The sequence below is a fragment of the Ruegeria sp. 6PALISEP08 genome (assembly GCF_001238295.1).
Classification (GTDB): domain Bacteria; phylum Pseudomonadota; class Alphaproteobacteria; order Rhodobacterales; family Rhodobacteraceae; genus Ruegeria.
In genome coordinates, this window is sequence record NZ_LGXZ01000002.1 from 326,040 (window position 1) to 349,482 (window position 23,443).

At 57.5% G+C, this 23,443-nt stretch carries 25 protein-coding genes and 1 tRNA gene; 11 read left to right on the top strand and 15 right to left on the bottom strand.

Annotation, left to right across the window (positions count from 1 at the left end):
* Window positions 1-54 precede the first annotated feature (54 nt).
* Entirely contained in the window at window positions 55-627 is a 573-nt protein-coding gene (locus ALB80_RS04730; RefSeq protein ID WP_050602869.1) for a hypothetical protein, read from the top strand.
* On the opposite strand, the gene ALB80_RS04735 is transcribed toward ALB80_RS04730, so the two are convergent.
* From ALB80_RS04735 to rlmB, 4 genes are all read right to left on the bottom strand, one after another.
* Window positions 624-1,094, bottom strand: coding sequence for a CoA-binding protein (locus ALB80_RS04735; protein WP_050602870.1), 471 nt, complete (start codon window positions 1,092-1,094; stop codon window positions 624-626). The two genes, ALB80_RS04730 and ALB80_RS04735, sit on opposite strands and share 4 nt — an antisense overlap.
* A 196-nt stretch (window positions 1,095-1,290) precedes the next feature.
* Complete coding sequence (locus ALB80_RS04740) at window positions 1,291-1,749, bottom strand: YHS domain-containing (seleno)protein (RefSeq protein ID WP_050603023.1); 459 nt, start codon at window positions 1,747-1,749, stop codon at window positions 1,291-1,293.
* A gap of 98 nt (window positions 1,750-1,847) precedes the next feature.
* Complete coding sequence (locus ALB80_RS04745; RefSeq protein ID WP_050602871.1) at window positions 1,848-2,129, bottom strand: hypothetical protein; 282 nt, start codon at window positions 2,127-2,129, stop codon at window positions 1,848-1,850.
* A 15-nt stretch (window positions 2,130-2,144) separates the two neighbouring features.
* Entirely contained in the window at window positions 2,145-2,915 is a 771-nt protein-coding gene (rlmB, locus tag ALB80_RS04750) for a 23S rRNA (guanosine(2251)-2'-O)-methyltransferase RlmB (RefSeq protein WP_050602872.1), read from the bottom strand.
* A 116-nt stretch (window positions 2,916-3,031) separates the two neighbouring features.
* On the opposite strand from rlmB, the gene ALB80_RS22130 reads away from it, so the two are divergent.
* Window positions 3,032-3,115 (top strand) — tRNA-Tyr (locus tag ALB80_RS22130).
* A gap of 644 nt (window positions 3,116-3,759) precedes the next feature.
* Here ALB80_RS22130 and ALB80_RS04760 read toward each other — a convergent pair.
* From ALB80_RS04760 to ALB80_RS04780, 5 genes are all read right to left on the bottom strand, one after another.
* The gene (locus ALB80_RS04760) at window positions 3,760-4,281 is read right to left on the bottom strand and encodes a DUF2478 domain-containing protein (protein ID WP_050602874.1); all 522 of its coding nucleotides are present in this window, start codon (window positions 4,279-4,281) and stop codon (window positions 3,760-3,762) included.
* 69 nt (window positions 4,282-4,350) lie between these two features.
* Complete coding sequence (locus ALB80_RS04765) at window positions 4,351-5,016, bottom strand: NnrU family protein (RefSeq protein ID WP_050602875.1); 666 nt, start codon at window positions 5,014-5,016, stop codon at window positions 4,351-4,353.
* A 105-nt stretch (window positions 5,017-5,121) separates the two neighbouring features.
* Complete coding sequence (locus ALB80_RS04770) at window positions 5,122-7,188, bottom strand: proline/glycine betaine ABC transporter permease (RefSeq protein ID WP_050602876.1); 2,067 nt, start codon at window positions 7,186-7,188, stop codon at window positions 5,122-5,124.
* Complete coding sequence (locus ALB80_RS04775; protein ID WP_050602877.1) at window positions 7,185-8,234, bottom strand: glycine betaine/L-proline ABC transporter ATP-binding protein; 1,050 nt, start codon at window positions 8,232-8,234, stop codon at window positions 7,185-7,187. The genes ALB80_RS04770 and ALB80_RS04775 overlap by 4 nt, the downstream gene beginning before the upstream one ends.
* Window positions 8,235-8,244: 10 nt before the next feature.
* Window positions 8,245-9,195, bottom strand: coding sequence for an ABC transporter substrate-binding protein (locus ALB80_RS04780; RefSeq protein WP_050602878.1), 951 nt, complete (start codon window positions 9,193-9,195; stop codon window positions 8,245-8,247).
* 418 nt (window positions 9,196-9,613) lie between these two features.
* Between ALB80_RS04780 and ALB80_RS04785 the strand changes: the two genes are divergently transcribed.
* Entirely contained in the window at window positions 9,614-10,276 is a 663-nt protein-coding gene (locus tag ALB80_RS04785) for a DNA-3-methyladenine glycosylase I (protein WP_050602879.1), read from the top strand.
* 42 nt (window positions 10,277-10,318) lie between these two features.
* Window positions 10,319-11,011 carry a hypothetical protein gene (locus ALB80_RS04790; protein WP_050602880.1) on the top strand — a complete coding sequence of 231 codons (693 nt, stop codon included), beginning with the start codon at window positions 10,319-10,321 and terminating at the stop codon, window positions 11,009-11,011.
* On the opposite strand, the gene ALB80_RS04795 is transcribed toward ALB80_RS04790, so the two are convergent.
* A complete protein-coding gene (locus ALB80_RS04795; protein ID WP_083445204.1) occupies window positions 11,002-11,406 on the bottom strand; it encodes a cytochrome c in 405 nt (134 codons plus the stop codon). The genes ALB80_RS04790 and ALB80_RS04795 overlap by 10 nt on opposite strands.
* Window positions 11,407-11,498: 92 nt before the next feature.
* On the opposite strand from ALB80_RS04795, the gene ALB80_RS04800 reads away from it, so the two are divergent.
* Window positions 11,499-11,936, top strand: coding sequence for a DMT family transporter (locus ALB80_RS04800; protein ID WP_050602882.1), 438 nt, complete (start codon window positions 11,499-11,501; stop codon window positions 11,934-11,936).
* Here the strand turns inward: ALB80_RS04800 and ALB80_RS04805 are convergent.
* Both ALB80_RS04805 and ALB80_RS04810 read right to left on the bottom strand, forming a co-directional pair.
* Window positions 11,920-12,606, bottom strand: a complete 687-nt coding sequence (locus tag ALB80_RS04805) for an ABC transporter ATP-binding protein (protein ID WP_050602883.1) — start codon at window positions 12,604-12,606, stop codon at window positions 11,920-11,922. The two genes, ALB80_RS04800 and ALB80_RS04805, sit on opposite strands and share 17 nt — an antisense overlap.
* Entirely contained in the window at window positions 12,599-13,894 is a 1,296-nt protein-coding gene (locus ALB80_RS04810; protein ID WP_050603024.1) for a lipoprotein-releasing ABC transporter permease subunit, read from the bottom strand. Before ALB80_RS04810 ends, ALB80_RS04805 begins: the two co-directional genes overlap by 8 nt.
* A 356-nt stretch (window positions 13,895-14,250) precedes the next feature.
* On the opposite strand from ALB80_RS04810, the gene ALB80_RS04815 reads away from it, so the two are divergent.
* The gene (locus ALB80_RS04815) at window positions 14,251-14,610 is read left to right on the top strand and encodes a hypothetical protein (RefSeq protein WP_050602884.1); all 360 of its coding nucleotides are present in this window, start codon (window positions 14,251-14,253) and stop codon (window positions 14,608-14,610) included.
* Between the two features lie 116 nt (window positions 14,611-14,726).
* Here the strand turns inward: ALB80_RS04815 and proS are convergent, their stop codons facing one another.
* Window positions 14,727-16,067, bottom strand: coding sequence for a proline--tRNA ligase (proS, locus tag ALB80_RS04820; protein WP_050602885.1), 1,341 nt, complete (start codon window positions 16,065-16,067; stop codon window positions 14,727-14,729).
* A gap of 169 nt (window positions 16,068-16,236) precedes the next feature.
* On the opposite strand from proS, the gene ALB80_RS04825 reads away from it, so the two are divergent.
* The 5 genes from ALB80_RS04825 to ALB80_RS04845 all read left to right on the top strand — a co-directional run bounded on the left by ALB80_RS04825 (window position 16,237) and on the right by ALB80_RS04845 (window position 22,022).
* Entirely contained in the window at window positions 16,237-17,601 is a 1,365-nt protein-coding gene (locus tag ALB80_RS04825) for an FAD-dependent oxidoreductase (RefSeq protein WP_050602886.1), read from the top strand.
* Complete coding sequence (locus ALB80_RS04830; protein WP_050602887.1) at window positions 17,601-18,575, top strand: isopenicillin N synthase family oxygenase; 975 nt, start codon at window positions 17,601-17,603, stop codon at window positions 18,573-18,575. The genes ALB80_RS04825 and ALB80_RS04830 overlap by 1 nt, the downstream gene beginning before the upstream one ends.
* Window positions 18,576-18,664: 89 nt before the next feature.
* Complete coding sequence (locus tag ALB80_RS04835) at window positions 18,665-19,738, top strand: AI-2E family transporter (protein ID WP_050602888.1); 1,074 nt, start codon at window positions 18,665-18,667, stop codon at window positions 19,736-19,738.
* Window positions 19,739-20,428, top strand: coding sequence for a DnaA ATPase domain-containing protein (locus tag ALB80_RS04840; protein WP_050602889.1), 690 nt, complete (start codon window positions 19,739-19,741; stop codon window positions 20,426-20,428). It abuts the gene before it with no gap.
* Between the two features lie 49 nt (window positions 20,429-20,477).
* Window positions 20,478-22,022 (top strand): Ppx/GppA family phosphatase, encoded by a 1,545-nt coding sequence (locus ALB80_RS04845; RefSeq protein WP_050602890.1) that lies wholly within the window; start codon window positions 20,478-20,480, stop codon window positions 22,020-22,022.
* A gap of 7 nt (window positions 22,023-22,029) precedes the next feature.
* On the opposite strand, the gene ALB80_RS04850 is transcribed toward ALB80_RS04845, so the two are convergent.
* Together ALB80_RS04850 and ALB80_RS04855 are read right to left on the bottom strand one after the other, a co-directional pair.
* The gene (locus tag ALB80_RS04850; protein WP_050602891.1) at window positions 22,030-22,404 is read right to left on the bottom strand and encodes a hypothetical protein; all 375 of its coding nucleotides are present in this window, start codon (window positions 22,402-22,404) and stop codon (window positions 22,030-22,032) included.
* 37 nt (window positions 22,405-22,441) lie between these two features.
* Window positions 22,442-23,443 carry an endonuclease/exonuclease/phosphatase family protein gene (locus ALB80_RS04855; protein ID WP_050603025.1) on the bottom strand — a complete coding sequence of 334 codons (1,002 nt, stop codon included), beginning with the start codon at window positions 23,441-23,443 and terminating at the stop codon, window positions 22,442-22,444.

The following is a 23,443-nucleotide window of genomic DNA, read 5'->3' on the forward strand; positions in this document are numbered from 1 at the left end:
CCGCTGTTTTGACCGCTATACTCGGGCGTCAGATTGGCAGGCCGAGGGCGCGATATGATCCGAGTTTTGATGCTTGTGGCAACGCTTGCCATTGCCGCGGCCTGCTCTGCGCCACCTGCCTCGACCGGCGACGAGGTTCAACGACTGTCAGCCGAAATTCAGGCGCTGGGTCCTGATATCGACCCAGAAGAAGCCCGACGGGCTGCGCAAGTCGCTTATGCCTACACCGCGCAGCTTGTCGATGAATACCAGATCACGGATCCGCCATTGATCCACAACGCAAAAGTCAACAAGGGCCTGCGCCCGCGCGGGCTGTGCTGGCACTGGGCCGAAGACATTGAGCGTCGCCTAAAGCAGGAAAACTTCCAAACGCTGGAGATGCACCGCGCCATCGCCAATGCCGACAACCCGCTGAGGATCGACCACAGCACCGCAATCATCAGCCGCAAGGGGGAAACGCTGTATGACGGCGTTGTACTGGATCCGTGGCGCTACGGCGGGGTTTTGTTCTGGTCTCCGCTGGTTGAGGACACCCGTTACGAATGGGTGCCGCGCGACGTGGTTTTGGAGAAGCGGCGTCAAGAACAAGTAGCCCGGCTGAAACCGTATCAGCCGGCAACGCCTTAAAGCTTGGATGAGATGATTCCGGTCGAAAACCCGCCCATGCGCAGCTCGCCAAACAGGCGTTGATACTCGATCTTGGGACAGCGGTTCATCACGACGTCCACACCTCGCGCTTCGGCCTTTGCGGCTGCTTCGGGATGTTCAACCCCGATTTGCATCCAGATCGTACTGAGTGAAGGGAAGGCCGCTAACGCTTCGTCAACGATGGGCGGCACAGCTTCGGACCGCCGGAAAATGTCGACCATGTCCACCGGCTCGGATAACTCCGACAAGCTGCCACGCACCGTCTTGCCAAACAGTTCCTTACCCGCATGTCCCGGATTGACCGGGATCACATCGAATCCTTTCAGCGACAGATAACGCGCCACGTAATAGCTGGGTCGCACCGGATTCATGGATACCCCAACAACGGCGACCGTTTTGGTCCGTTGCAGAATGGCTTTCAGATATAGGTCAGAATACTGAGGCATGCCCCATCCTTAACAGGGTTCCAAAAAGAAAAAAGCGCCCAAGAAACCTTGGGCGCCAGTTGTTGGAACGAGGGACAGTGAAATGACCCGCGGCAGTTCCGTTCCGCGGTCACTGTGACATTTAGGCATAAGTTTGGGGAAAAAAAGAGGTAGCGCGCATTTTTGTGATGACTTTTCACAATTAGCTGATTTCCGCCTAATCCTGATACAGGACTATCGGCCAGTTTTTTTCTGCCATTTCAATGTATTCGGCCCTGTCCTGCCGCCACATCGCCTCGATCTGTGGGGAATGCGTCAGATACAGGCGGCCATCGACCAACTGCCACGCATTGGGATCGGTGCTTTTCAGAACCCCCTTGGCCATCGCATAAGAACAATACCCGCCAAACTGCGGGGCAAAGGCGCGTGGGTTGCTTTCAAAGCGCTCACGGTTTTCTGCAGATGAGAAATGCCACTTGGCCCCTTTCCACATCACCGCATTTTCAGCTGCGCCCATGACAGGCGTCGAACCTTCAAAATAAGTCACGGGGTCATACCCGGCCAATGCCACACCTTCGGTGACAAAATAGACCGGTTTGTCCTGCGCAAACGCCGCAGAAGTCAGGAAAACGGCACTCAGCACGCCAAGGATGGTACGTCGGATCAACATCGTCATTTCAGAATCTGCAATCTTGAAGGTATCAAGATGCAAGTTTTTTCCGGCAACGGAAGCCCTGTTGACATGGATGTGATCAGGGTTCAGCGCCGCGGCACTTAGTCAAAGATGTCCTCGATCACATCCCAGGCTTCGTCAAACACCCGCGAGAGCATAGTTTTCTTCTTCTTTTTGCGTTTCGCCTTAGGTGGTGACACATGAGAACCGGCCGATCGTGCTTTTGCGGTTTTCCCGGTCTTTCGCTTGGGCAGCATCTTCAGATCATGCAACGGCGCCCCGCAGCTTGAGCAGCTGAGCTCGTGTCGCTCTTTGCCCTTCAGGACCAGGGCCGCGCGAGTCCCGCAATAGCAGCAGGTGGCGATTTTGGATGGACCGGAAATGGCGCTCTCCTTTGCTCAGGGACGGGATGCATATAAGGCGATTGCCGCCGCGTTTGAGACATTCAGTGACCCAAACCCACCTGCTGCGTCAATTTTCACCAACTGATCCACGGTTTCCTTGGTCTTCTGCCGCAAACCCGGGCCTTCCGCACCAAGCACAAGCGCCACGGGGCGATCACGTCCCTCGCTCAGTGCGCCTTCGATTGTCACCTCGGCTTCGCCGTCCAGTCCAAGAACCAGAAAGCCCATGCCCTGAAGTTCAATGATCGCGTCCGCAAGGTTGCGCACCCGCAGATACGGTTGGCGCTCCAGGGCGCCGCTGGCAGTTTTGGCCAGCGCTCCCGTTTCGGGTGCAGAATGATGGCGCGTACCAATCACGGCGCTGGCCCCAAGAACTTCGGCCGAGCGCAGAATCGCCCCGACGTTATGCGGATCGGTCACACGGTCCAACAGAATGACTCTCGGGTTTTCCCGTCCAATACAGTTTTCGGCCAAACCACCCCAATCCAACGGCTTGACCTCAAGCGCAGCACCCTGGTGAACCGATCCCGCATCGATGGGAGCGGTAAATTTGCGCGGATCAACCATGTCGACCTCGATCCCTGCAAATTCAATCGCTTCGGCCAGTTTGTCACGCGCGTTGCGTGTCACGATCAGGCGCAGTTTCTGACGTTTAGGGTTCATCAGAGCATCGCGCACCGCGTGCAGGCCAAACAGCCAGACGGTTTCGGCCGCAGCAGCTTTGCGCGCCTGTTCCTTTTCGACGACCCATTTGGGTTTCTTCATTTTAAGGGCCTCCGGGCCGAGATTTCGGTTTCCTGCGTCAAAGCGAAATTTTCCTGTTGACGCTCCTTTGGTGCGCTAGTAATCACGCCTCCACGTCAGGTGCAACGCCTGACAGTGGGCGACAGGCCGCAAGGTGTGGCAGGGGACTGTAACTCCCTCGCGGAGACGCACGCCTGGTTCGATTCCAGGGTCGCCCACCATTTTTCAACGTATTTGAAATCACGTTGAAAATCCTTTTTTCAAGGGATTTCCTTTTAGAGCTCGTCGCAAACCCGGGCACTCCTTGATTTCTCATGATGGACAACCTGTTCGAGACTCGTTGCAGTTTCTTTGGCAGCAGCCCTCAATATGGTTAGTGGGCAACGGCTCGGGCAGCGCCACTTGCAACGCTAACTTTCACAGGCATTCGGAACGGCGTGACTGTCGCGACGCAGACGATAAAGCCGACGCAAACGCAACCTACGCTCTCATCCTTCATACCGACGCTTCAACCTCTGACACTCTCAAGCGGATTCAGCGCTATCGACCAGTTGGTTCTGACCGTCAACAATCCACTAAAAGGGTAACCATTCTGGAACGACCTTTATGACCCGTTTGGCCCCAACACGGTTTGGTGTAACAATTGGTGCGCTGGTTATCGGATAGACAACCTGAACGTCACCCTGGCACCTGTTCCCTTGCCCGCCAGCGGCCTGTTGTTGTTGGATGCCGTGATGGCATTTGGCGGATATCGCAGACTTGGGGCATCGTAGTTGCAACCAATACCCCCAAAAAGGACGCGCTGATTGATTATCAGCACGATCTTTTTTGCGTTTGCCACTGTGTGTCTTGCGATTTGACGCGCCTATTCCGCCGCCGTACGCAGCTCTGAGACCCTTTCGAACCAGGCCTCAATCGCATCCAGATCGGCTGGCAAGACCTCGGCAGCACCGTCTGCGAAGGTTTGAAACTTCTCCTCGTTCAATCCGTTCACACCGACCAGCACCGGGATGTCCATCGCCAGCGCTTCACCGATCACAGGGCGGAATCCGCGCCCGTCGGATTCATGCTTTCCGAATTTGTTGATGATCAACAGTTGAGGCGCATCTTCAAGCGAGGCCGTCACATAGCCCACTGCTTGCTCAAGCGCCGCCGGATCAAGACGGCAACCGCGCGACTGGGTTCCCAGCGATTGCGAGATGCGGATGGTTTCACCCTCTGGCAGCACGCGTACATCCATATCGCATTTGCTGCTGTCCACGCATTCGGTGTTGGTCTGAACAACGCCCGCCAGTTTCGCGCCCGAGGCCAGTAGACGTTCTGCGACAGCGCTCAGCAGGCGGTCGGTGGCGCCGCGATCGGTGGTGGTGACATAGGCCAGATTCATCTTGGACCTCTTGTTTTTCATTGCGACATTTCAAATAGCACGCCAAGGCGCATCCGACCACTCCCCTAGCTACGGAAGCGGCGACAGGCCGATCACAGGTGCGTGCAGGTGAAGAAGAACTGCGTATACGGCAATCGCCGTCAGCCAGGCCCCGGGACGCGGCCAGGGACGCGGCGCGCGGAGTGAAAACCGTGCAGTGTTTCGAGACAAGCGGACCCACTCAAAGCCCATTTCGCGGGATTTACGCCGGTCGATCAGGCCCATGCCCATTGCCGCGAATCCGGCAAAAAGACCGAACAGGATCACATGAGAAAGGCTGCCATTGGCCAGCAAATGCGCCACCGCCCACAGCATAAGCGCGGCAAGAATGGGATGGCGGGTTGTGCGTAGAATACCGGGCTGCTCTGGATCAAACGGTCGGTTGCCCAGCCCACCAAACGAGAACGGGTTTTGGATGGCCAGCCCCGCAACGGCCAGCCAGCAGACAACCGGCATGATCAGGATCGGCACCCAGCGCAGAACCGCAAACGGTGGAATGACCTCCACATACGGTGCGTTTGCGGCAGCAATGATCAGCCAGGCCAGCACAGCCAGCGACAGGATGGAATACCCTGCAAAATACCCGCGATGCCCCAGCGTTCCGACCAGCCACCCGCGCACTGCGGGCCGCACGGGAATCACGTGGCTGAGGAGGAATGTGATAAGCGCTGCAAGGAATAGGCCCCAACCGGTCATGGTGATCTCCGAATGTATTGGGATCGGTCTAGTTCAGGACGGCGGCGGCTTCCTTGTCCGAAATCAAGTTTGGAACAGGGGCAGATGAACCGCCCCTGCCCTGTTTCATAACCCAAGTGCAGCGCGGCGTTCTTCGGCAAAACCTTGCACGATGCGATCAGCAATCAGTGCCAGAACCGCCATCGCCGCGCCCGCCGAGATACCAAGCCCCACATCCGCCTGACCCAGCGCCAGATAGATCGACTGGCCCAGACCAGTGGTCCCGATCAGGGCGGCAATCACCAACATTGCAAAGGCATAAAGGATGGTCTGGTTCAGCCCCAGTAATATGGTCGGCGCTGCATACGGTGCGCGCACGTCCCGCATGATCTGCCATTCGGTCGCCCCGCTGGAGATCGCGGCCTCCATCATTTCCTCTGGCGTGTTGACCAGCCCGTGCCGGGTGTAGCGGATCATTGGGACGATCGCGTAGGCACAGATTGCAAGGAAGGCCGAGAATTCGCCGATTTGAAACACCATCAGGACCGGGATCAGGAACACGAACAGCGGGATCGTCTGCAGCATATCGCAGATCGGGCGGACCACTTTCCACACCGGTTCCCATACCGCGCTGGCAAGACCGATCAGGCCGCCAAGCACGGCGCAGGAAAACACTGCCGCGCCGCTGAGGTAGAGTGACAGAAGCGCTCTTTCCCAAAGGCCCGAAACAAGGATGGTGCACAGCAGACCCACACAGAGCGCGGCCAGACGCCAACCGCCCGCGACCCAGCTCAGCGCGGCAACACTGGTCAGGACAAAAGGCCACGGCAAGTTGGCGATGCCAGTTTCCAGCATTCCAATCAGGATCAGAACGATCAAGCCACCCGTCAACCGTCCGCGCCAAGCCATCAGCAGGGCAATCGCGGCACCAGCGGCGAACAGGCCAGCGCTCATGGTCGACGTCCACTGAAAGCCCCAAGTGAAGGGCAGCACCGCCTGATCCAGACCGATCCGTAACGGCAGCAGCACATAGAACAATGAGTTGTTCTTGAACGCATCCAGCCAAGGGCCGTTGGCTTGTGTGAACGCGGTCAAGCCGCTGTCGACAGCCTCGGCCATCGGGTCCAACAGGGTCAGTTCGGACGGATTCGGCAACCAATTGCGGAATGCCAAAGTAAACAACACGGCAAAGCCAAGCATCGCCCAGACAACACGGCTGTCATAACGTTTGCGTTCGGTTGCAAGGGTGCCACTCATCCGGTCGATCACCACGGCAAAGACCACGATGACCAGACCGGCCATCAGCGATTCACCGAACTGAGCTTTGCGCATGGTCAGCAAAACCTCCCAGCCGATATCGTTGAAGCCACCGATAACTGCGGCAATGATCACCATCGACAAAGCGGCCATAAGGCATTGGTTCACACCGACCATGATCTGCGTTGTAGCGGCGGGGATTTCGACCTGAAACAGTTGCTGGAATCGTGTACCGCCAGACATGATGGCCGCCTCTTTGATCTCGGGCTCCACGCGCTCCAACCCCAGCATCACGTTGCGTGCCATAGGTGGCGCTGCGTAGATGGCCGAGGCGATCAGGCCGACAACGGGTCCAAAGCCAAAAAGCAGCAACAGAGGCGTTAGATAAGCGAAGGTTGGCACTGTCTGCATGACATCCAGAACAGCCTGTACCAAGGATTTTACCTTGGGCACCTCATTAGCGAGAATGCCGATACCGCCGCCCATGATCAACGCCACAGGGACGGAAACGGCAACAAGAGCCAAGGTGTTCATGCTCTCGGCCCAATAGCCCGACGCCAGTACAAAGCTGAGACCCAAAAAACCCAGTGCTGCCATCGGCAAGCCGCCAAGGTACCAGCCCAGTGCAGTCACGATTCCAATCAGGATGGGCCATGGCGTATTGCCCAGCACGTAATTGGCCCAGTCCATCGGATAGGTCATCAGGTCTGAAAACAACCGCATCGCCGGTTTGATCAGGTTCAGAAACCAGCCCAGAAACGCGCCAACCCATTGGGTTGCAGGCAATTCCCACGCAGTTGGCCATTTCACCAGCCATGGGGCGATACCTTCAAGCACAAGGCAAACGGCGCCGACGATGACCGTGATAAGGGCGGCCTTTGCCCCCGCCGTCAACTGCGCGCTGTTTTGCGTCGGCAGGTCGGTTACAGCCGTCATGATTCGTCCACCTGCAACGCGGCAGCAAGATCAGATGGATGTACCGTACCGACGACGTTGCCGTCGGCGTCCCGCACCGGCACGGGCTCATACAACTCCATGCAATGCGCAAGGGCCGCGTCCAACGTCATCGAAGTGGTCAGGCCAGGATCGTCCGGACCACAGTCCGCCTCGCTCCGCATAACCGAGGCGACCTTAGCGTGCTGACCCTTGGCCACGTCTTTCGAAAATTCGCGAACGTAGTCATCTACGGGGCGCAATACGATATCCGTCGGCGTTCCGATCTGGACGATCTTGCCATCGCGCATGATGGCGATGCGGTCGGCCAGTTTCAGTGCTTCTTGGATATCGTGGGTAATAAACACGATTGATTTCTTCAGCGTCGCCTGAATGCGCAGGAATTCGTCCTGCAACTGGCGACGGATCAGCGGATCAAGGGCCGAGAACGGTTCATCCAGAAACCAGATATCGGGGTTCACGGCTAGGCTGCGTGCGATGCCCACACGCTGACGCTGACCACCAGAAAGCTGACGAGGAAAGCTGTCTTCACGCCCGTCAAGACCGACCAGTGAGATCACTTCCTGCGCGCGGTCCAGCCGTTCCCTTTTGCTCACGCCTTGAACACGCAACGGATAGGCCACGTTTTCGGCCACGGTCATATGCGGGAACAGACCGAAATGCTGGAACACCATACCCAGCTTTTTGCGGCGCAGGTCCGTCATCACCTTCTTCGAGGCACCAATGACGTTTTGATCATCCACACGAATCTCGCCGCCCGTGCCGGGCAGCAGTTGCGAGATACAGCGGATCAACGTGGATTTACCCGAGCCTGACAGGCCCATAATGACGAACAGCTCGCCCTCTTTGACCTCGAAATTGGCGTCTTGCACCGCCGGGATGAATCCGTTTTCCCGCAGGTCGGTGGCGGCTTTGTCAGCGTCATTCCCTGACCGAGACAGCGCGTCGGTCAGGGCTTTGTCAGCGCCGGGGCCAAACACCTGCCAGAGATTCCGGCAGGCGATGGCTGGCATAGTCGCGTCAGTCACTTACGCGCGCTCACTGCGTTGCTGCGTCAACAACCGGACGCCACTTGCCTTCGTTTTCGGCCATCCATGCGGCAACAACCTCTTCGACCTGACCACCGTCAACATCGATCGCGCCCATCATTGGCTGCTGGTCTTCGACCGCCAGTTGATAGTTCGACAGGATCTCATAGGCAGCGGGCCACTTGTCTTCCATGCCGCTCCAGCTGGCTTTGAAGATGCGCGACGGCGAGAAGTCGCAATCGTTGATCGCATTGGGGTTCGGACCCCATGCCGGATCGTTGAAGCACGCCTCTTCACCCGCTGGCAGGTCGACGAACTGGACGTCATAGGCCGACATCGCCCAATGCGGCTGCCAGAACGTGATCAGCAGCGGCGACTTACGCTCGGTCGAGGCGCGCAGTTCAGCGATCAGAGCACCTTCGGAACCCGCAGGCACAGCTTTGAACGGCAGTTCCAGACCGGTCATACGATCTGCGCCAGGCGTCCCCCAGTCGGCCGGATAGTCAACCAGACGGCCACCGGGCAGAGTTTCGGCGGTTGCGAAGACCTGCGCACAGTCTTTCAGCGCCTCCCAAGCGGGAAGGCCCGGGCACAGATCAGCGACGTGCGCCGGGTATGCGATGCCTTCCTTGGCAGCCAGGCCCAGATCGCCGATTTCGACAACCGTGCCTTCGTCGATCTTCTTGGCATATTCGTCCGATACGTTGGACGACCAGATTTCCAGCGTCGCGTCGATGTCGCCATCCGCCAGCGCCTGGAATTGGTTCATCATGCCTGCAGTCACAAACTCGACGTTATAGCCTGCGGCCTTGAGCATCTCACCCGCCACATGCGTGGTCACGTGCTGACCAGTCCATTCATTGATCGCCAGCTTGATCGGCTCGTCCACGGCACCCATATCCGCCGCTTGCGCCGCACCAGCAACGGTTAGGGCCATAAGGCTTACACTCAGTTTTTTCATGGATTTTCTCCCTGTCTTATTTGTTTTGCCCACCCCGGCGGACTTGTTTCCGCCGGCATACTTGTCGGACGACAATAACATGTCGCAACATGCACAAATTTAGCCGGAAAAGGAAAGTAATCAGTTTGTAACAGACGACGTTAATCGTACAGCAAACCGTGGATATTTCCCTTCAAGTACCCCTAACGCACCCGGCACGGCCAATCATTAACCCTTGTACAAAACCCGGATCGTTGACTGACGAGTCAATCACAAACTATTTTGCCCCCGTTTGTCGAGGATTTCTTTAACACTTCTGCCCTTTTTTCACTCGGGTCAGAAATGTCAGCACATCAGCTAAGAAGCACTATTTCAAGTTTGCCATTGCCAAACCGGAACAAAAGACAAACATTCGAGGAGTGATTTTGAGGTTTGGCTTATGCGCACATTTGACGAAATCTTCGACATTTCAGCAGCACGACATGGCGGGCCGGATGCGTTGGACGCGATGCTGCACAAACCCAAGAGCCCTGAGGAACTGGCCGCAATGCCGGAAGATCGCTGGCTGGCCGTTATCACGAAATGCGTTTTTCAGGCCGGGTTTAACTGGAAGGTCATCGAAAACAAATGGGATGGATTCGAGATCGCGTTTGATGGTTTTGATGTAGGTCGATGTGCCTTTATGGATGACGATAAATTCGATGCGTTGCTGCAGGATACGCGAATCGTGCGCAATGGAACCAAGATCGCGGCAGTGCGGGACAACGCTGCGTTTCTGATGGAGCTGCGTGAAGAAGGTGGTGCGGGCAAAGTACTGGGGGGGTGGCCCTCGACGGATTACATCAACTTGCTTGCACTGCTGGCCAAGCGTGGGTCACGTTTGGGTGGCGCTTCAGCCCAATACGCGATGCGATTTTCCGGACGGGACAGTTTCATTCTGTCCCAAGACGTTACAGCGCGACTGATCGCAGAAGGTGTGATCGACAAACCCGCCACGTCCAAGAAAGCTATGCTGGCCGTTCAACATGCCTTTAATACTTGGATGGACCAATCCGGGCGATCCCTGAGTGAAATCAGCCGGGTTCTGGCCATGAGCCTGTGAAAACGGTTTGCGGAACAGGCACAGCGGACTAGGATTCAACTCATGGTTCTGCGTGTATTTCTTGTTACACTCTTGTTTCTGTCTTCCTGCGGTCGCCCACTGACCGAACCGGAACGCGTGTTTGCAGAGAGCATTCAAGGCGACACACTGAACTTGAATAATGTGCGATTGGTCGAAGGTGCCCCGGTGGCTCCGGTCACGTATTTCCGAGAGGAACGCCCGCGTCTGGCCTGCCGCGAGCTTATTCTGCCGCCAGTCGAGGCCGGGCATGTGACAGGCAAGCCCGCGGCCGTAGCCCTTTTCAACAAGGTCTATTTTGCGCGCGACTGGTATCTGGAAGACTATATGACCGACTTCCCCGATCAGATGAACCTGATTGCCGCTATGTTGTTGGCTCATGAACTGACCCATGTCTGGCAGTGGCAGAATCGCGCAACCACCGGCTATCACCCTCTGCGGGCAGCAGCAGAGCATGGCGGACGGAGAGATCCGTATCTGTTCAATCTGGACACCTCGCCTGACTTTTTATCCTACGGTTTCGAACAGCAGGGCGCGATTGTCGAGGAATACGTGTGCTGTCGCGCGCTGGACCCTCAGGCCAAGCGCACCAAGAGGCTGCACACCATGCTGGGCGAAAATTTCGACTTGTCGCCCTTGCCGGAAAACGGACGTGAACGGGCGGTTCTTTTGCCTTGGAGCGAGGCGGAAGTAGACGGAATTTGCAGTCAGTCCTGAAGCGTTTCCAGATAGGCCACCAGATCCACAATAGGCTGGCTGGTCAGAATAGGCTGACCCCGAGGTGTTTTCATGGACGTATCCTGCCCGTCAAAAAACGGTCCATAAACCGGCATAGGGCTGCCGTGGCTGACCAATGGATCTCTGCCATCGATCCGGGCGACCACACGAGCGGAGGGGAACAAGCCATCCTCATCGGTCAAATTGGTCAAATCGGTTGGTTGTACAACCAAAACGCTGGCCATAGGCCCCTGCCCGGTTGCATCAATCCCATGACAGGTTGCGCAATAATGCATGTAAAGCTCCTCTCCGGTCTTGGCATCCTTCGCCGAGACCGTCTGTGAGGTGGCGACCGAAATCCCAAACACCAGCATACTAAGAGTTGCCCTGAACATCATATCCTCCTGCCACGATAGACATTTGCAGGGTTGCCCGGTCGACGTCTTGGCGCAATGATCCAGATCAACGCAGGCGGAGGGTACAGGCAATGACACAATACGCAGCCATTATGCTGGCGGCAGGGATCGGCGTCCCTATTCTTGCGGCTTTGAACGCGGCCCTGGGCAAGCTGATCGGATCGCCAACCACGGCCGCCGTGATTCTGTTTGCGATCGCCTTCGCGGCGTCGGTCCTGGTGATGCTGCTATTTCCGGGTTTCGAAGCGCTTTCCAAGGTGGTCGCAGCCCCGAAACATCTGTTACTGGCCGGTGTCCTGATCGCATTCTACGTTCTGTCAATCACCCACGTTGCCCCTCATTTCGGGGTTGGCAACGCCGTGTTCTTTGTATTGCTGGGGCAATTGATCAGCACGGCGGCTATTGACCATTTCGGCCTGTTTGGCGCTCAGATCACGCCACTGACGTGGATACGGGCCGGTGGTATTGCCGTGATGGCCATTGGTGTCGCGATCACTCAACTGGCCTGAGCACCCCGCCCTCAAGCCTGACCATCCGGTCCATACGCGCCGCCAGATTCAGGTTGTGGGTCGCGATCAAGGCCGACAGCCCTTCGTCGCGTACCAGAGCCATCAGCGCATCAAACACCTGATCCGAGGTTTCGGGATCCAGATTGCCGGTCGGCTCATCCGCCAATAATACACGCGGTTCGTTGGCCAGAGCCCTGCAAAAGGCGACACGCTGCTGTTCGCCGCCGGACAATGCTGCGGGCCGGTGGCTGGCACGCGGGGCAACGCCGACCCGATCCAACAGATCCATGGCCCGTACCTGCGCGGCCTTTTCTGAAATGCCGTTCGCCAGCTGCGGCAGGGTGATGTTTTCCAGTGCCGTAAACTCAGGCAACAGGTGGTGGAACTGATAAACGAACCCGACGTCCTGACGGCGCAGCGCGGTTCTGGTGCGATCGCCCTTGCTGGTCACGCTCTGCCCGCCAATCTCAACCGAGCCTTCATCGGGCTTGTCCAACAAACCAGCAATGTGCAAAAGCGTTGATTTGCCCGCGCCTGACGGGGCAACCATCGCCACGGCCTCCCCCGCGCGCAAATCCAGATCGACACCGCGCAGAACCTGTACTTCGCCCGGCGTACCTTTGAGGTAAGTCTTTTTCAGACCATTCAGACGCAATGTGACATCATTCATAGCGCAGCGCCTCGACCGGGTTCAGCCGCGCCGCGCGGCGGGCTGGAAAATAAGTGACGATGAAGGACAGGCCAAGCGACAGGCCAATGGCTTTGAGTACATCGCTCAGATGCAATTCGGCCGGCAAAGCATAGATGCCCCGGATCGACGGGTCCCATACGCCGCCGCCCATCACGTAATTCACGAACGAGAAAATCGGATCGATATAGATGGCAAAGAGGCATCCCAGAATAACACCCATCGCCGTTCCGATCAGGCCGGTGAAAGCTCCGCAAATGAAAAAGATACGCAGAACCGACCCCTCGCTCAGCCCGATGGTGCGCAGGATGCCGATATCGCGCCCCTTGTTTTTAACCAGCATGATCAGGCCGGAAACGATATTCATTGCGGCAATGAGAACCAGGATCGAGAGGATGATGAACATCACGTTGTCCTCAACCTCCAAGGCCCGCAGAAAGCCACCGGATGCGTCCTGCCATGTCCAGATCTGGCTGCGTTCACCCGAGGCCTCAATGATCGAAATCAGGATTGGACCCAGACTTTCGGGTTGCTGCACCATCACTTCGATCTCATCTGCCACACCTTCGCGGTTGAAAAAACTCTGGGCCTGCGAAAACGGCATATAGACGCGGGTGCGGTCGATGTCATAGCGACCCGCCGAGAACACATAGACGACGCGATACGCGTTTACACGCGGCGAGGTACCAAAGGCGGTTTTGACCCCATTGGGCGAAGTCAACTTGACGACATCGCCCACGGTGGCCCCGATACTGCGCGCCACGCCAGACCCGATGGCGATGACATCTTCACCCGTTTGAAACTCAGTCAGATCGCCTGCGGCCTGATCCGCCTGCGCAACACCCGGCAAGTCGAACAAATCATCGGGGCGGATGCCGAACACCTCAACCCCGCTGCTGCGGTCGCGATTTGTGATCAGAACCTGCCCTTTGACCAAAGGCGCAGCCCGCTCAACTCCGGCGACTTGCGCGATCCGGGCCGCACGATCTTCATAATCGGCTATCGTTCGGTCGACCCGACCCTGATCATCAATTTCCCCCGACGAATAGACCGTCACATGTGCGTTGGCGCCCAGAATGGTACCCACAAATTCCGAGCGGAAGCCGGACCGGACCGCCAGTGTCGCAATCAGTGCAAACACTGCCAGAGTGATCCCGATCAAGGAAATCCACGTCATCACACTGACACCACCTTCGGCCCGGCGGGCCCGCAGGTAACGCCAGGCGATTTTCCATTCAAATTGGGCAAAGGGCGGGGGTGTTTTGGCCATGCCTGCTCCGGGGTGTTCTTGTTTGCGGGGACAGTTTCGGCATTTCACCCAATGGTCAAGCCGGTTGTCACTTTGACCTGGTTCCTCAGCCCGAATGAGCCGAATCAATACGGGTGACAACAGTAGCGTTACGGCCAAACAGATGACTTGGATATCAAGCGCTACACCATGAGTTGTGAACCGCATCACAGACAAAGCCGGATTGTTTCAGCTATGAAGTTAATCATCGCGCTTCGTGATGTCCTGAATCCAAAAGGCAACAATAAGTGCGAAATATTATTACTCTTTTTGATTATTTTCAGAAACTTTGTCACCCTGACTGTGGGGGAACACATTTAAAGAGCGGGGGTCGCTCAATGAATTTTCAAATCTCAACTAATGGAGCGGGGGCTATTCCGTCCCGCCAAGCATCAACAGAACTGGATTGCGAAACAGCGGCACTGCTGCGCGCGGCCATTCGACCGATCTTTGCCAGCGCAGCAAGCTGGAGCAACCTGACAGATATCCTGAAAGAAAAAGGATACCGGCTGGTGTTCCGTCAGGGCCGTTTGTGCATCACGGATCGGACAACCGACGCACGTGTTTGCGGGCTGCGGTTTCTGGGTCTTGAGTTTCGTGAACTGGTCAGCCGTCTGGGCCGACCGATCGTGGTCGCACGCGGCGACGACGCCAATGGAGATATTTTGGCCGAGCGCCCGACGCCAGACCGAAACTAAAGGCTAAGCCAAGCGCCTTGCTCCGGCCGCAGACGGCGGCCAGTTCAAGATTCTGTCCGTCAAACTCGTTCAGATCAGTTTCAGGTGCCGGTCAGCGCGGCCCCCGACAATCGTGATCAGGCGATCTGCTCATAGATTTCAGCAACTTTGGTGACAGCCGCTTCCGGGCTCAGCTCTTCGCTTTCGCCAGTGCGGCGGCAAGTCAGTTCAACAACACCGTTCTTCAAACCACGCGGGCCCACGGTGATGCGCCAGGGCAGACCGATCAGGTCCATGGTTGCAAACTTGCCCCCTGCACGTTCGTTGCGATCATCATATAGCGGCTCCAGACCCAAGGCGGTCAGCGCCGCATAGATCTTGTCACAGGCCGCATCCGCTTCTTCGTCACCCTGCTTCAGGTTCACGATACCGCAATGGAACGGTGTCACGCCCTCTGGCCAGATGATGCCTTTGTCGTCATGGCTGGCCTCGATGATCGCGCCAATCAGGCGGCTGACGCCGATACCGTGGCTGCCCATGTGAACCGGAACCGGTTTGCCGTCGGGGCCTTGTACAGTCGCGCCCAATGGTTCGGAGTACTTGGTGCCGAAATAGAAAATCTGCCCGACTTCGATACCACGCGCCACGCGACGGCGCTCTTCCGGGATCTGGTTGAACAGCGCTTCGTCATGAGTTTCGTCAGTCCGCGCGTATTTCGAAGTAAACTCTTCCAGAATAGCCTGACACTGTCCGTGGCTGTCATAGTCGATCTCACGGTCACCGAAGGTAAGATCAGTGACGGCACTGTCATAGAAGACCTCGGATTCACCAGTATCAGCCAGCACCAGGAACTCATGGGTATCATCGCCGCCGATGGGTCCTGAATCGGCGCGCATCGGAATCGCCTGCAAACCCATGCGTTCGTAGGTGCGCAAGTAGCTGACCAGATGGCGGTTATACGCGTGCAACGCGTCTTCCTTGGTCAGGTCGAAATTGTAGCCATCCTTCATATAGAACTCGCGTCCCCGCATCACGCCAAAGCGGGGGCGGATTTCATCGCGAAACTTCCACTGGATCTGATACAGCGTCAGCGGCAGATCTTTGTAGCTGTTCACGTGACCACGGAAGATATCAGTCACCAGTTCTTCTGCCGTAGGCGTAAACAACATGTCCCGGTCATGCCGGTCCTTCATGCGCAGCATTTCCTGACCATAATCATCATAACGACCGGATTCGCGCCACAGATCCGCCGATTGGATGATGGGCATCTGGATTGCGATGTGTCCCGCGCGCGCCTGCTCCTCATGCACAATGTTTTCCAACTTGCGCAGCACTTTGAAGCCCAGCGGCAGCCATGAATAAATCCCGGCGGCGGCTTGTTTGATCATGCCCGCGCGCAGCATCAGCCGGTGGCTGACGATCTGGGCCTCGGAGGGGTTTTCCTTGAGAACGGGCAGAAAGTAACGGCTGAGGCGCATGGGTGGACCTTCAAAGGTAAGAATTCGACTGCACAGGTGATTATTCCAAAGCCCCGCCGGGGGCAATCGGACATTGGTGATTTTGCGACTTCACGTCAGTCGGTTTTTTGATTGACCCGCCAATCGAGAGTTTCAATTGTAACAGAATTGCTAAATCCAAGAGGCGCCGATGCAAACGATTCAGGAACCAGCCCGCCAAGTCCCTGTAATCCATCAGACCGATGTTTTGGTTGTGGGTTCCGGCCCCGCCGGGCTGGCCGCTGCACTGGCCGCTGCACGAGCCGGGGCCGAGGTGTCTCTGGTTGACCGGTTCGGCTGCATGGGCGGCAACATCACAGCGGTCGGCGTCGAAGGGTTTGCCTGGTACCGGCACGAGAAAACTGTTGAAGCAGGAGGTATCGGGATGGAGTTCGAAACCCGGGCCAAAGACATGGGGGCTGCTGTCCCGGAGAGTCAATCGCTGAGTTATGAGCTGGACAGCGAAGGGTTCAAACTGGTCGCAGACAAACTGGTCGAAGAGGCGGGCGTGCATCCCATGCTGCACCGTCAATTCGTTGCCCCCATCATGGAGGGCGACCGGATCACCGGCATCATCACCGAATCCAAGGCGGGGCGCGAGGCGATCCTTGCCAAGGTTGTGATCGACGCCACCGGTGATGCAGATGTGGCCCATCGCGCGGGAGCGCCGACCTACAAAACCCCACGTGAGGACATGATGGCCGCCTCGGTCATGTTCCATCTGGCAGGTGTCGACAAACGCGCCTTTATGGAAGGCGTGAAAGCGGACCCGCAGACCTACAAGGATTGGGGCGGTGGCGGTGAGTGGAACATCGAAACCAGCGGAAAAGAAGACGGCATGTTCTCGCCCTTCGTAAAAAAGCCGTTCCAGCAAGCGATAGACGAAGGTCTGATCCCCCCGCATCTGAACACGATTGCGGGCACTTGGGGCGCGATGCATGACACGGGTGAGCTGACCTATATGAACCTCATCCATCTGGCCGAGATCGACGGAACCGATCCTGACAGCCTGACGCGCGGTGAAATCGAGGGTCGCCGCCAGTCGATGTTGGCCATCGATGCCCTACGAAGGTTCATGCCCGGATGCGAGAACGCGCGGTTGCGGAATTTCGGGATGACCATCGGTATTCGTGACACGCGCAAGATCGATGCCGTGTACACCATGACCGAAAACGACGCCCGCCATCAGGGCCGGTTCGAGGATACGATCGGCATCTACCCCGAATTCATCGACGGCTATGGCATTCTGATCCTGCCCACCACGGGGCGATACATGCAGGTTCCCTATCGCTCGATGCTGCCGAAGGGGATCAAGGGCCTACTGGTCGCAGGTCGGTCCCATGGCGCGGACCGCGTGGCCCATGCCGCCACACGCAACATGGCCTGCTGCGCTGTCATGGGTCAGGGCGCAGGCGTTGCGGCAGCCTTGTCTTTGAAAAGCAATCAGGACCTGGACCAGTTGAATCTGACACCTGTTCACAAGGAACTACGGCGTCAGGGGGTCAGGATTCACTGATGGACAGCATTCCGACCATCGACATCTCGCCATTGGCTGAGCCGAATACTGCGGCGTACGATGCGACTGTACAGTGCATCATTCAGGCTTGTACCGGGATCGGGTTCCTGTCCATCACCGGGACAGGCGTGCCTCGGCAAACCGTTGATATGGTCCGGCAGGCGACCCAAGAGATTTTTGCCATCGAAGAGACCCGCAAATGGGAACAGGCCATCACCCGTGAGAACTATCGCGGTTATATTCCCATGGGGTTCTTCACGCCCAATGATGGGTCAGGCAAGGCCGACAAGTATGAAGGCTACAAACTGCATCACGAGGTCGCGGAAGACGCGCCGGTACGCGCAGATTGTGTTTTGTACGGACCGAACCTGTGGCCAGATGAGGTGCCCGGTGCCAAAGAGATCATTCTGGGCTATTGGGCCCAACTGGATCGCGTAGCCGATCTTTTGCTGGGCGCCTTAGAGGCTGGCCTGAACCTGAAACCTGACACGCTGCGCGGCGCCTTTCGGGACCCGATGACCAACATGACCCTGCTGCACTACCCTCCGCAGGCGGAGGATGAGGCAGGATATGGCATCCACCCGCACAAGGACACGGACGCGCTGACCATCATCGCCCCCGATCCGGTTGGCGGGCTTGAGGTGCAAACCCGCACCGGCGGATGGATCACACCGGACTGCCCGCCCGGCGGCTTTGTGGTCAATATCGGCGACATGCTGGAGCTTTGGTCCGGCGGACGATTGAAGTCCACACCACATCGTGTGGTCAATCGGTCAGGCAAGGAACGATACTCCTTCCCTTACTTCGCCGTCCCCCGCCATAACGTCATTGTTGAACCGATGTTGCCTGCCTTACCCGGTTTTGACCGCCCTGCCGTCCATTGCGGCCATTGGTCAGCGGAAATCTGGCGTACCAACTGGCCAGATGAAGCCGCAGACGTGAACACTCCAGAACTCGGGACACTGCACGTCTGAACGCTGCAAAGCCCGGTCAAATGAAGCGCTTGCATCATGGGCTTTGATACGCCAAGAACACCAGCAACGGCCTGAACAAGGGGATCGCCATGGCTTTGCCGGTTAAGGATCAACTGAGATACTGGAGCGTCGCCGCTGCGGTTTTTGTGCTGATCCTCTGGGCTTTGGGGGATGTCCTGCTGCCTTTCGTCATTGGTGGGGCCATTGCCTATTTCCTTGATCCGGTTGCAGACCGACTTGAGCGGATTGGCCTGTCGCGCATGGCGGCCACGGCCATCATCACGGTGGTGGGCGTGCTGGGATTTGTGCTGGCAATTCTGATGGTAGTACCCGCTCTGATCACTCAGTTGCTGGACCTGATTGATGTCCTACCCGACCTGTTCAAACAATTGCGCGGCTTTATCGAAAAACAGTTTCCCTCCCTATTGGACCGGGAATCAAGCACACACCAAATGCTGGTGTCTTTCGGTGAAACGCTGAAATCCAAGACTGGGGATGTCTTGCAAACGGTGCTGACCTCATTGGGTTCAGCACTCAACATCGTGGTGCTTCTAGTGATCGTACCAGTTGTGGCTGTCTACCTGCTGCTGGATTGGGATCGCATGATCGCCCGCATCGGAGAGTTGCTGCCGCGCGACCATGCCCCCGCCATCAAGCGACTGGCGGGCGAGATCAACGTGGTGCTAGCCTCTTTTGTGCGTGGGATGGGAACCGTCTGTTTGATCCTCGGCACCTACTACGCGGTTGCCCTCATGCTGGCCGGTCTGCAATTCGGGCTGATCGTGGGTTTCATCGCCGGACTGGTCACGTTCATTCCTTATCTGGGTGCTTTGATCGGTGGCTCGCTGGCCATTGGGCTGGCGCTGTTTCAATTTTGGGGCGATTGGGCACATATCGGCTTGATCGCGGGCATCTTTGCTATTGGCCAAGTCACCGAAGGCAATTTCCTGACGCCCAAGCTGGTAGGCAACTCTGTTGGGCTGCACCCGGTCTGGCTGCTGCTGGCGTTATCGGTCTTTGGTGCGCTTTTCGGCTTTGTCGGTATGCTGATCGCCGTTCCGGTCGCCGCCGCGTTGGGTGTGCTGGCCCGGTTTGGTACATCACTGTATCTGGACAGCAGACTTTACACCGGTCTTGAAAGCCAGGATCAGGAAACCGACTAAATGGCCCAACAACTCAGCTTTGACCTGCCCGCCAAAACTGCGCTTGGGCGTGAGGATTTCTTTGTCTCGCCTTCCAATGCTCTGGCCGTTGCAATGATCTCGGCCACGTCCTGGCCCGGCAACAAGCTGGTGCTGAGTGGCCCGGCGGGCGCGGGCAAAACTCATCTGGCGCATGTATGGGCCGCCGAAACCGGCGGTCGGATCATTCAGGCGGCAGACCTGCGTTATGACGACGTGCCTGATCTGGCGCGTAAGCCGATCGCTGTTGAAGACGTGCCCATGGTTGCGGGGGGCTTGGAACAGCAGAAAACACTATTTCACCTGCACAATCTGGTTCTGGCCGAAGGGCATGCCCTGCTTATGACCGGCAGGCTTGCGCCGAAGTTCTGGGAACTGCCGCTGGCGGATCTGCAAAGCCGCGTGGAAGGGGCCCATCACGTCGCGTTGGATCCACCTGATGACGCGTTGCTGGGCGCGGTGCTGGCCAAACTGTTTGTGGACCGGCAGCTAAATCCGGGCCCCGAGGTCATCGCCTATCTCGTCAAGCACATGGATCGACGGTTTGAAACCGCCGCAAACGTTGTCGCGCAACTTGACCATTTGGCGTTGGCAGAAAAGCGTGACATCACACGCGCCTTGGCGGTCCGGGTCTTGAACACACACTCAGATGAGATCGAGACGGATGATTGACCCGCAAGCCCCAATTTCGCATCCTCTGACTGCAGTATCTGGAAGACACATGGATCAGACCGTCGAAACCGACATCCCGGACTGGGGACCTTTCGGAAAACCTCTGTTCGACGACCCTGGCACACGGGCCCTGTCGCGGGTCGGGGTGGTCGATGTGGGGTCGAACTCGGTTCGGATGGTGATCTTCGACGGGGCGGCTCGGTCGCCCGCTTATTTCTACAACGAAAAGGTAATGTGCGAACTGGGCGCGGGCCTGTCCGAGACGGGTCGGCTGAACCCGCGCGGGCGCGACCGCGCGCTGGCGGCGCTGCGGCGGTTCCAGCATCTGGCAATGGACTTGGATTTGCCAGGACTGCACGTGGTGGCCACAGCCGCAGTGCGCGAGGCTGAAGACGGGCCGGATTTCTGCGCGCAGGTCAAGGCAGAAACCGGATTGCACGTGGCTGTGATCGACGGGGCCGAAGAGGCGCGTTTGTCAGCGCAAGGCGTGTTGTTGGGCTGGCCCGGCGCTTATGGCCTGATCTGCGACATTGGCGGCTCGTCCATGGAGTTGGCGGAAATCGGCGATGGTCAGGTCGGTCGTCGCGTGACATCAGCCCTCGGGCCACTGAAGCTGCGAGACATCAAGGGTGGGCGGCGGGCGCGAAAAGCGCATATCAAGTCAACTATGGAAGAGCTGCGCGATCAGATGGGTCCGCAGCGCGATCGCCTGTTTCTGGTCGGAGGCAGCTGGCGTGCCTTTGCCCGGCTGGACATGCTGCGACGGGGTTATCCGCTGAACGTGCTGCACGAATACCGCATGACCACCAAACAGGTGCGCGAGACGATCAAGTTCATAGAAAAGAGCGACTATGAAAAACTGCGCAGCGAGGCCGGGGTCTCAAGCTCGCGTATGTCTCTGATCCCTTATGCAATGGATGTTCTGGCGCGGCTGATCCGTACATTCAAACCAAAGGATATCGCGATCTCAAGCTACGGCATCCGCGAGGGGTTGCTGTATGAACAGATGTCGCAGGAACTGCGCGACCGCGACCCGTTGATCGAAGCCAGCCGTTTTTCCGAAGCCAAGGACGCGCGTATACCCGGCTTTGGCCGCAGTTTGTATGACTTTGTGATGCCGCTGTTCAATTCAGCCCCATCAAGCCGAGTGCGCCTGATCCAGGCGGCGTGCCTGTTGCACGACGTCAGTTGGCGCGCCCATCCCGACTATCGGGCCGAGGTCTGCTTTGACAATGTCACCCGCGCCAACCTTGGGGGTCTGAAACACTCGGAACGTGTCTTTATCGGGCTGGCACTGCAACATCGCTACAAGAACAAGCGCGAGGGCAACAGGTTTGCACCCCTGTATGCGTTGCTGGACGAAAAAGACCAGAAACAAGCCGAGATTCTTGGCAAGGCCATGCGTTTTGGCGCGATGCTGTGGATGCATAACGACGCCAGTATGGGACGTCTGAAATTCTATCCCAAAAAGCGCGAACTTGAGCTGTATCTGCCCGAGACTGCAGCCCCTTTGTTCAGCGAAGTGGCCGAAGCCCGCCTGAATTCGCTGGCAAGCGCGCTGAAATCTGAGGCGCAGGTGATCATCAAGGGCTGAGGCGGGCTCAGATATCGGTTGTGCCCTCGGGGATCTCTTCGTCCTTGCTTTCAGGTTCAGGCAGGTCTTCAACCGGCTTTTTGCGGATGATGATGTCGCCATTGGGCAGGATTTCAGGCGCTTCATAGGCGCTCCAATCCTTGACCTGAGCCGCCAGCTCCGCCAACGCAGGGCCCATTTCCTGCAAAAAGGACTGCATGGCGGGACCAAACTCATCCGCCAGCCCCAGCAAGTCATCCAGCGCCGGTTCCATTTCCTTGCGCAGCCCTTCGAAAAACAGCTCGGCCCCCTGCTCCATCAGGGATTTGTCCGTGTCTTCTTGCGCCGAAGATGGCATCGCAATAGACGCCGAAAAGATGCTGATCAGAACAATCTGTTTCATAGCCTTGATATAACCTCTCGAGCACAGGCTGCAAAGGTCACAGATCAATATCCAGAGTGACCGGAAAATGATCCGAAGCTGTCAACAGCGCCTGCCGCAATTCGGGTTCAGACCAGCAGGCGACATCCCGAAACGGGTGCCATATGCGCCAGATGGTATCATAGGTACGCAGATCGTCGGAAATCATGATGTAATCCAATAGCGCTTCAAGATACCGGCCTTCGTCTGGGCGCGCAAATCGCGCGGTAGCAGGTAGAGATCCCGGCCGGAATTCATGAGCCCTGACCGCGTGCGGATCAAACAGCCCCGCTTGCAGCAAGATCTCGACCGACGAGCGGCCAAAGAGGTGTTCGAACTCATCCAGCCCCGGACCGTCATTCAGATCCCCCAGCAAAATGACAGACTCGTCCTGCGCCAAATGCCCCTCGACCCTTCGGGCCAACCAGACCGCCTGCGCAAGCTGCTTGCGGCGATTGGCAATCGAAATGCGGATCGCCTCGTCCCTGGTTTCTGCCCCATGCGGCGCTTTGGACTTTAGATGCGCCCCAATAAGCCTGATGTCCTTGCCTGCTTGTGTTGTCAGCGCCAATTCCAATGGCGGTTTTGAAAACCGAACGATGTCCTCGGTCGCATCAACATCCAGGTCGATTCTGAATTCGCCATCGAACCGGGGGGCAGACCCATCTGCGATGTCCCCTTGCGGATCGTGACGCGTGCTCACAACAGATCTGTCATATAGCAACGCAAGTTCCTGATGCGTGTCATTGGCAAAGCCCATTACTGCGTCAGTGGTGCGCAGATCAAATGCCTCGGCAAAAGCCTGCAACGCACGTACCGTGTTCTGGCGTTTGCCGGTGTTCGGGGCCTCGACAATCAGCACCGCGTCGGCATCCATCGCGGTCAAAACCTTGGCAATAGCCTCGACTTGCTGAACTTTGGTGACGTCGTGCCGGCCCGACCAACTGCCATCGACAATGAGGGCGTCATTTTTGTCGAAGAGATTGGCAAACCATTCGATATTGTAGGTCGCCAACCGCAT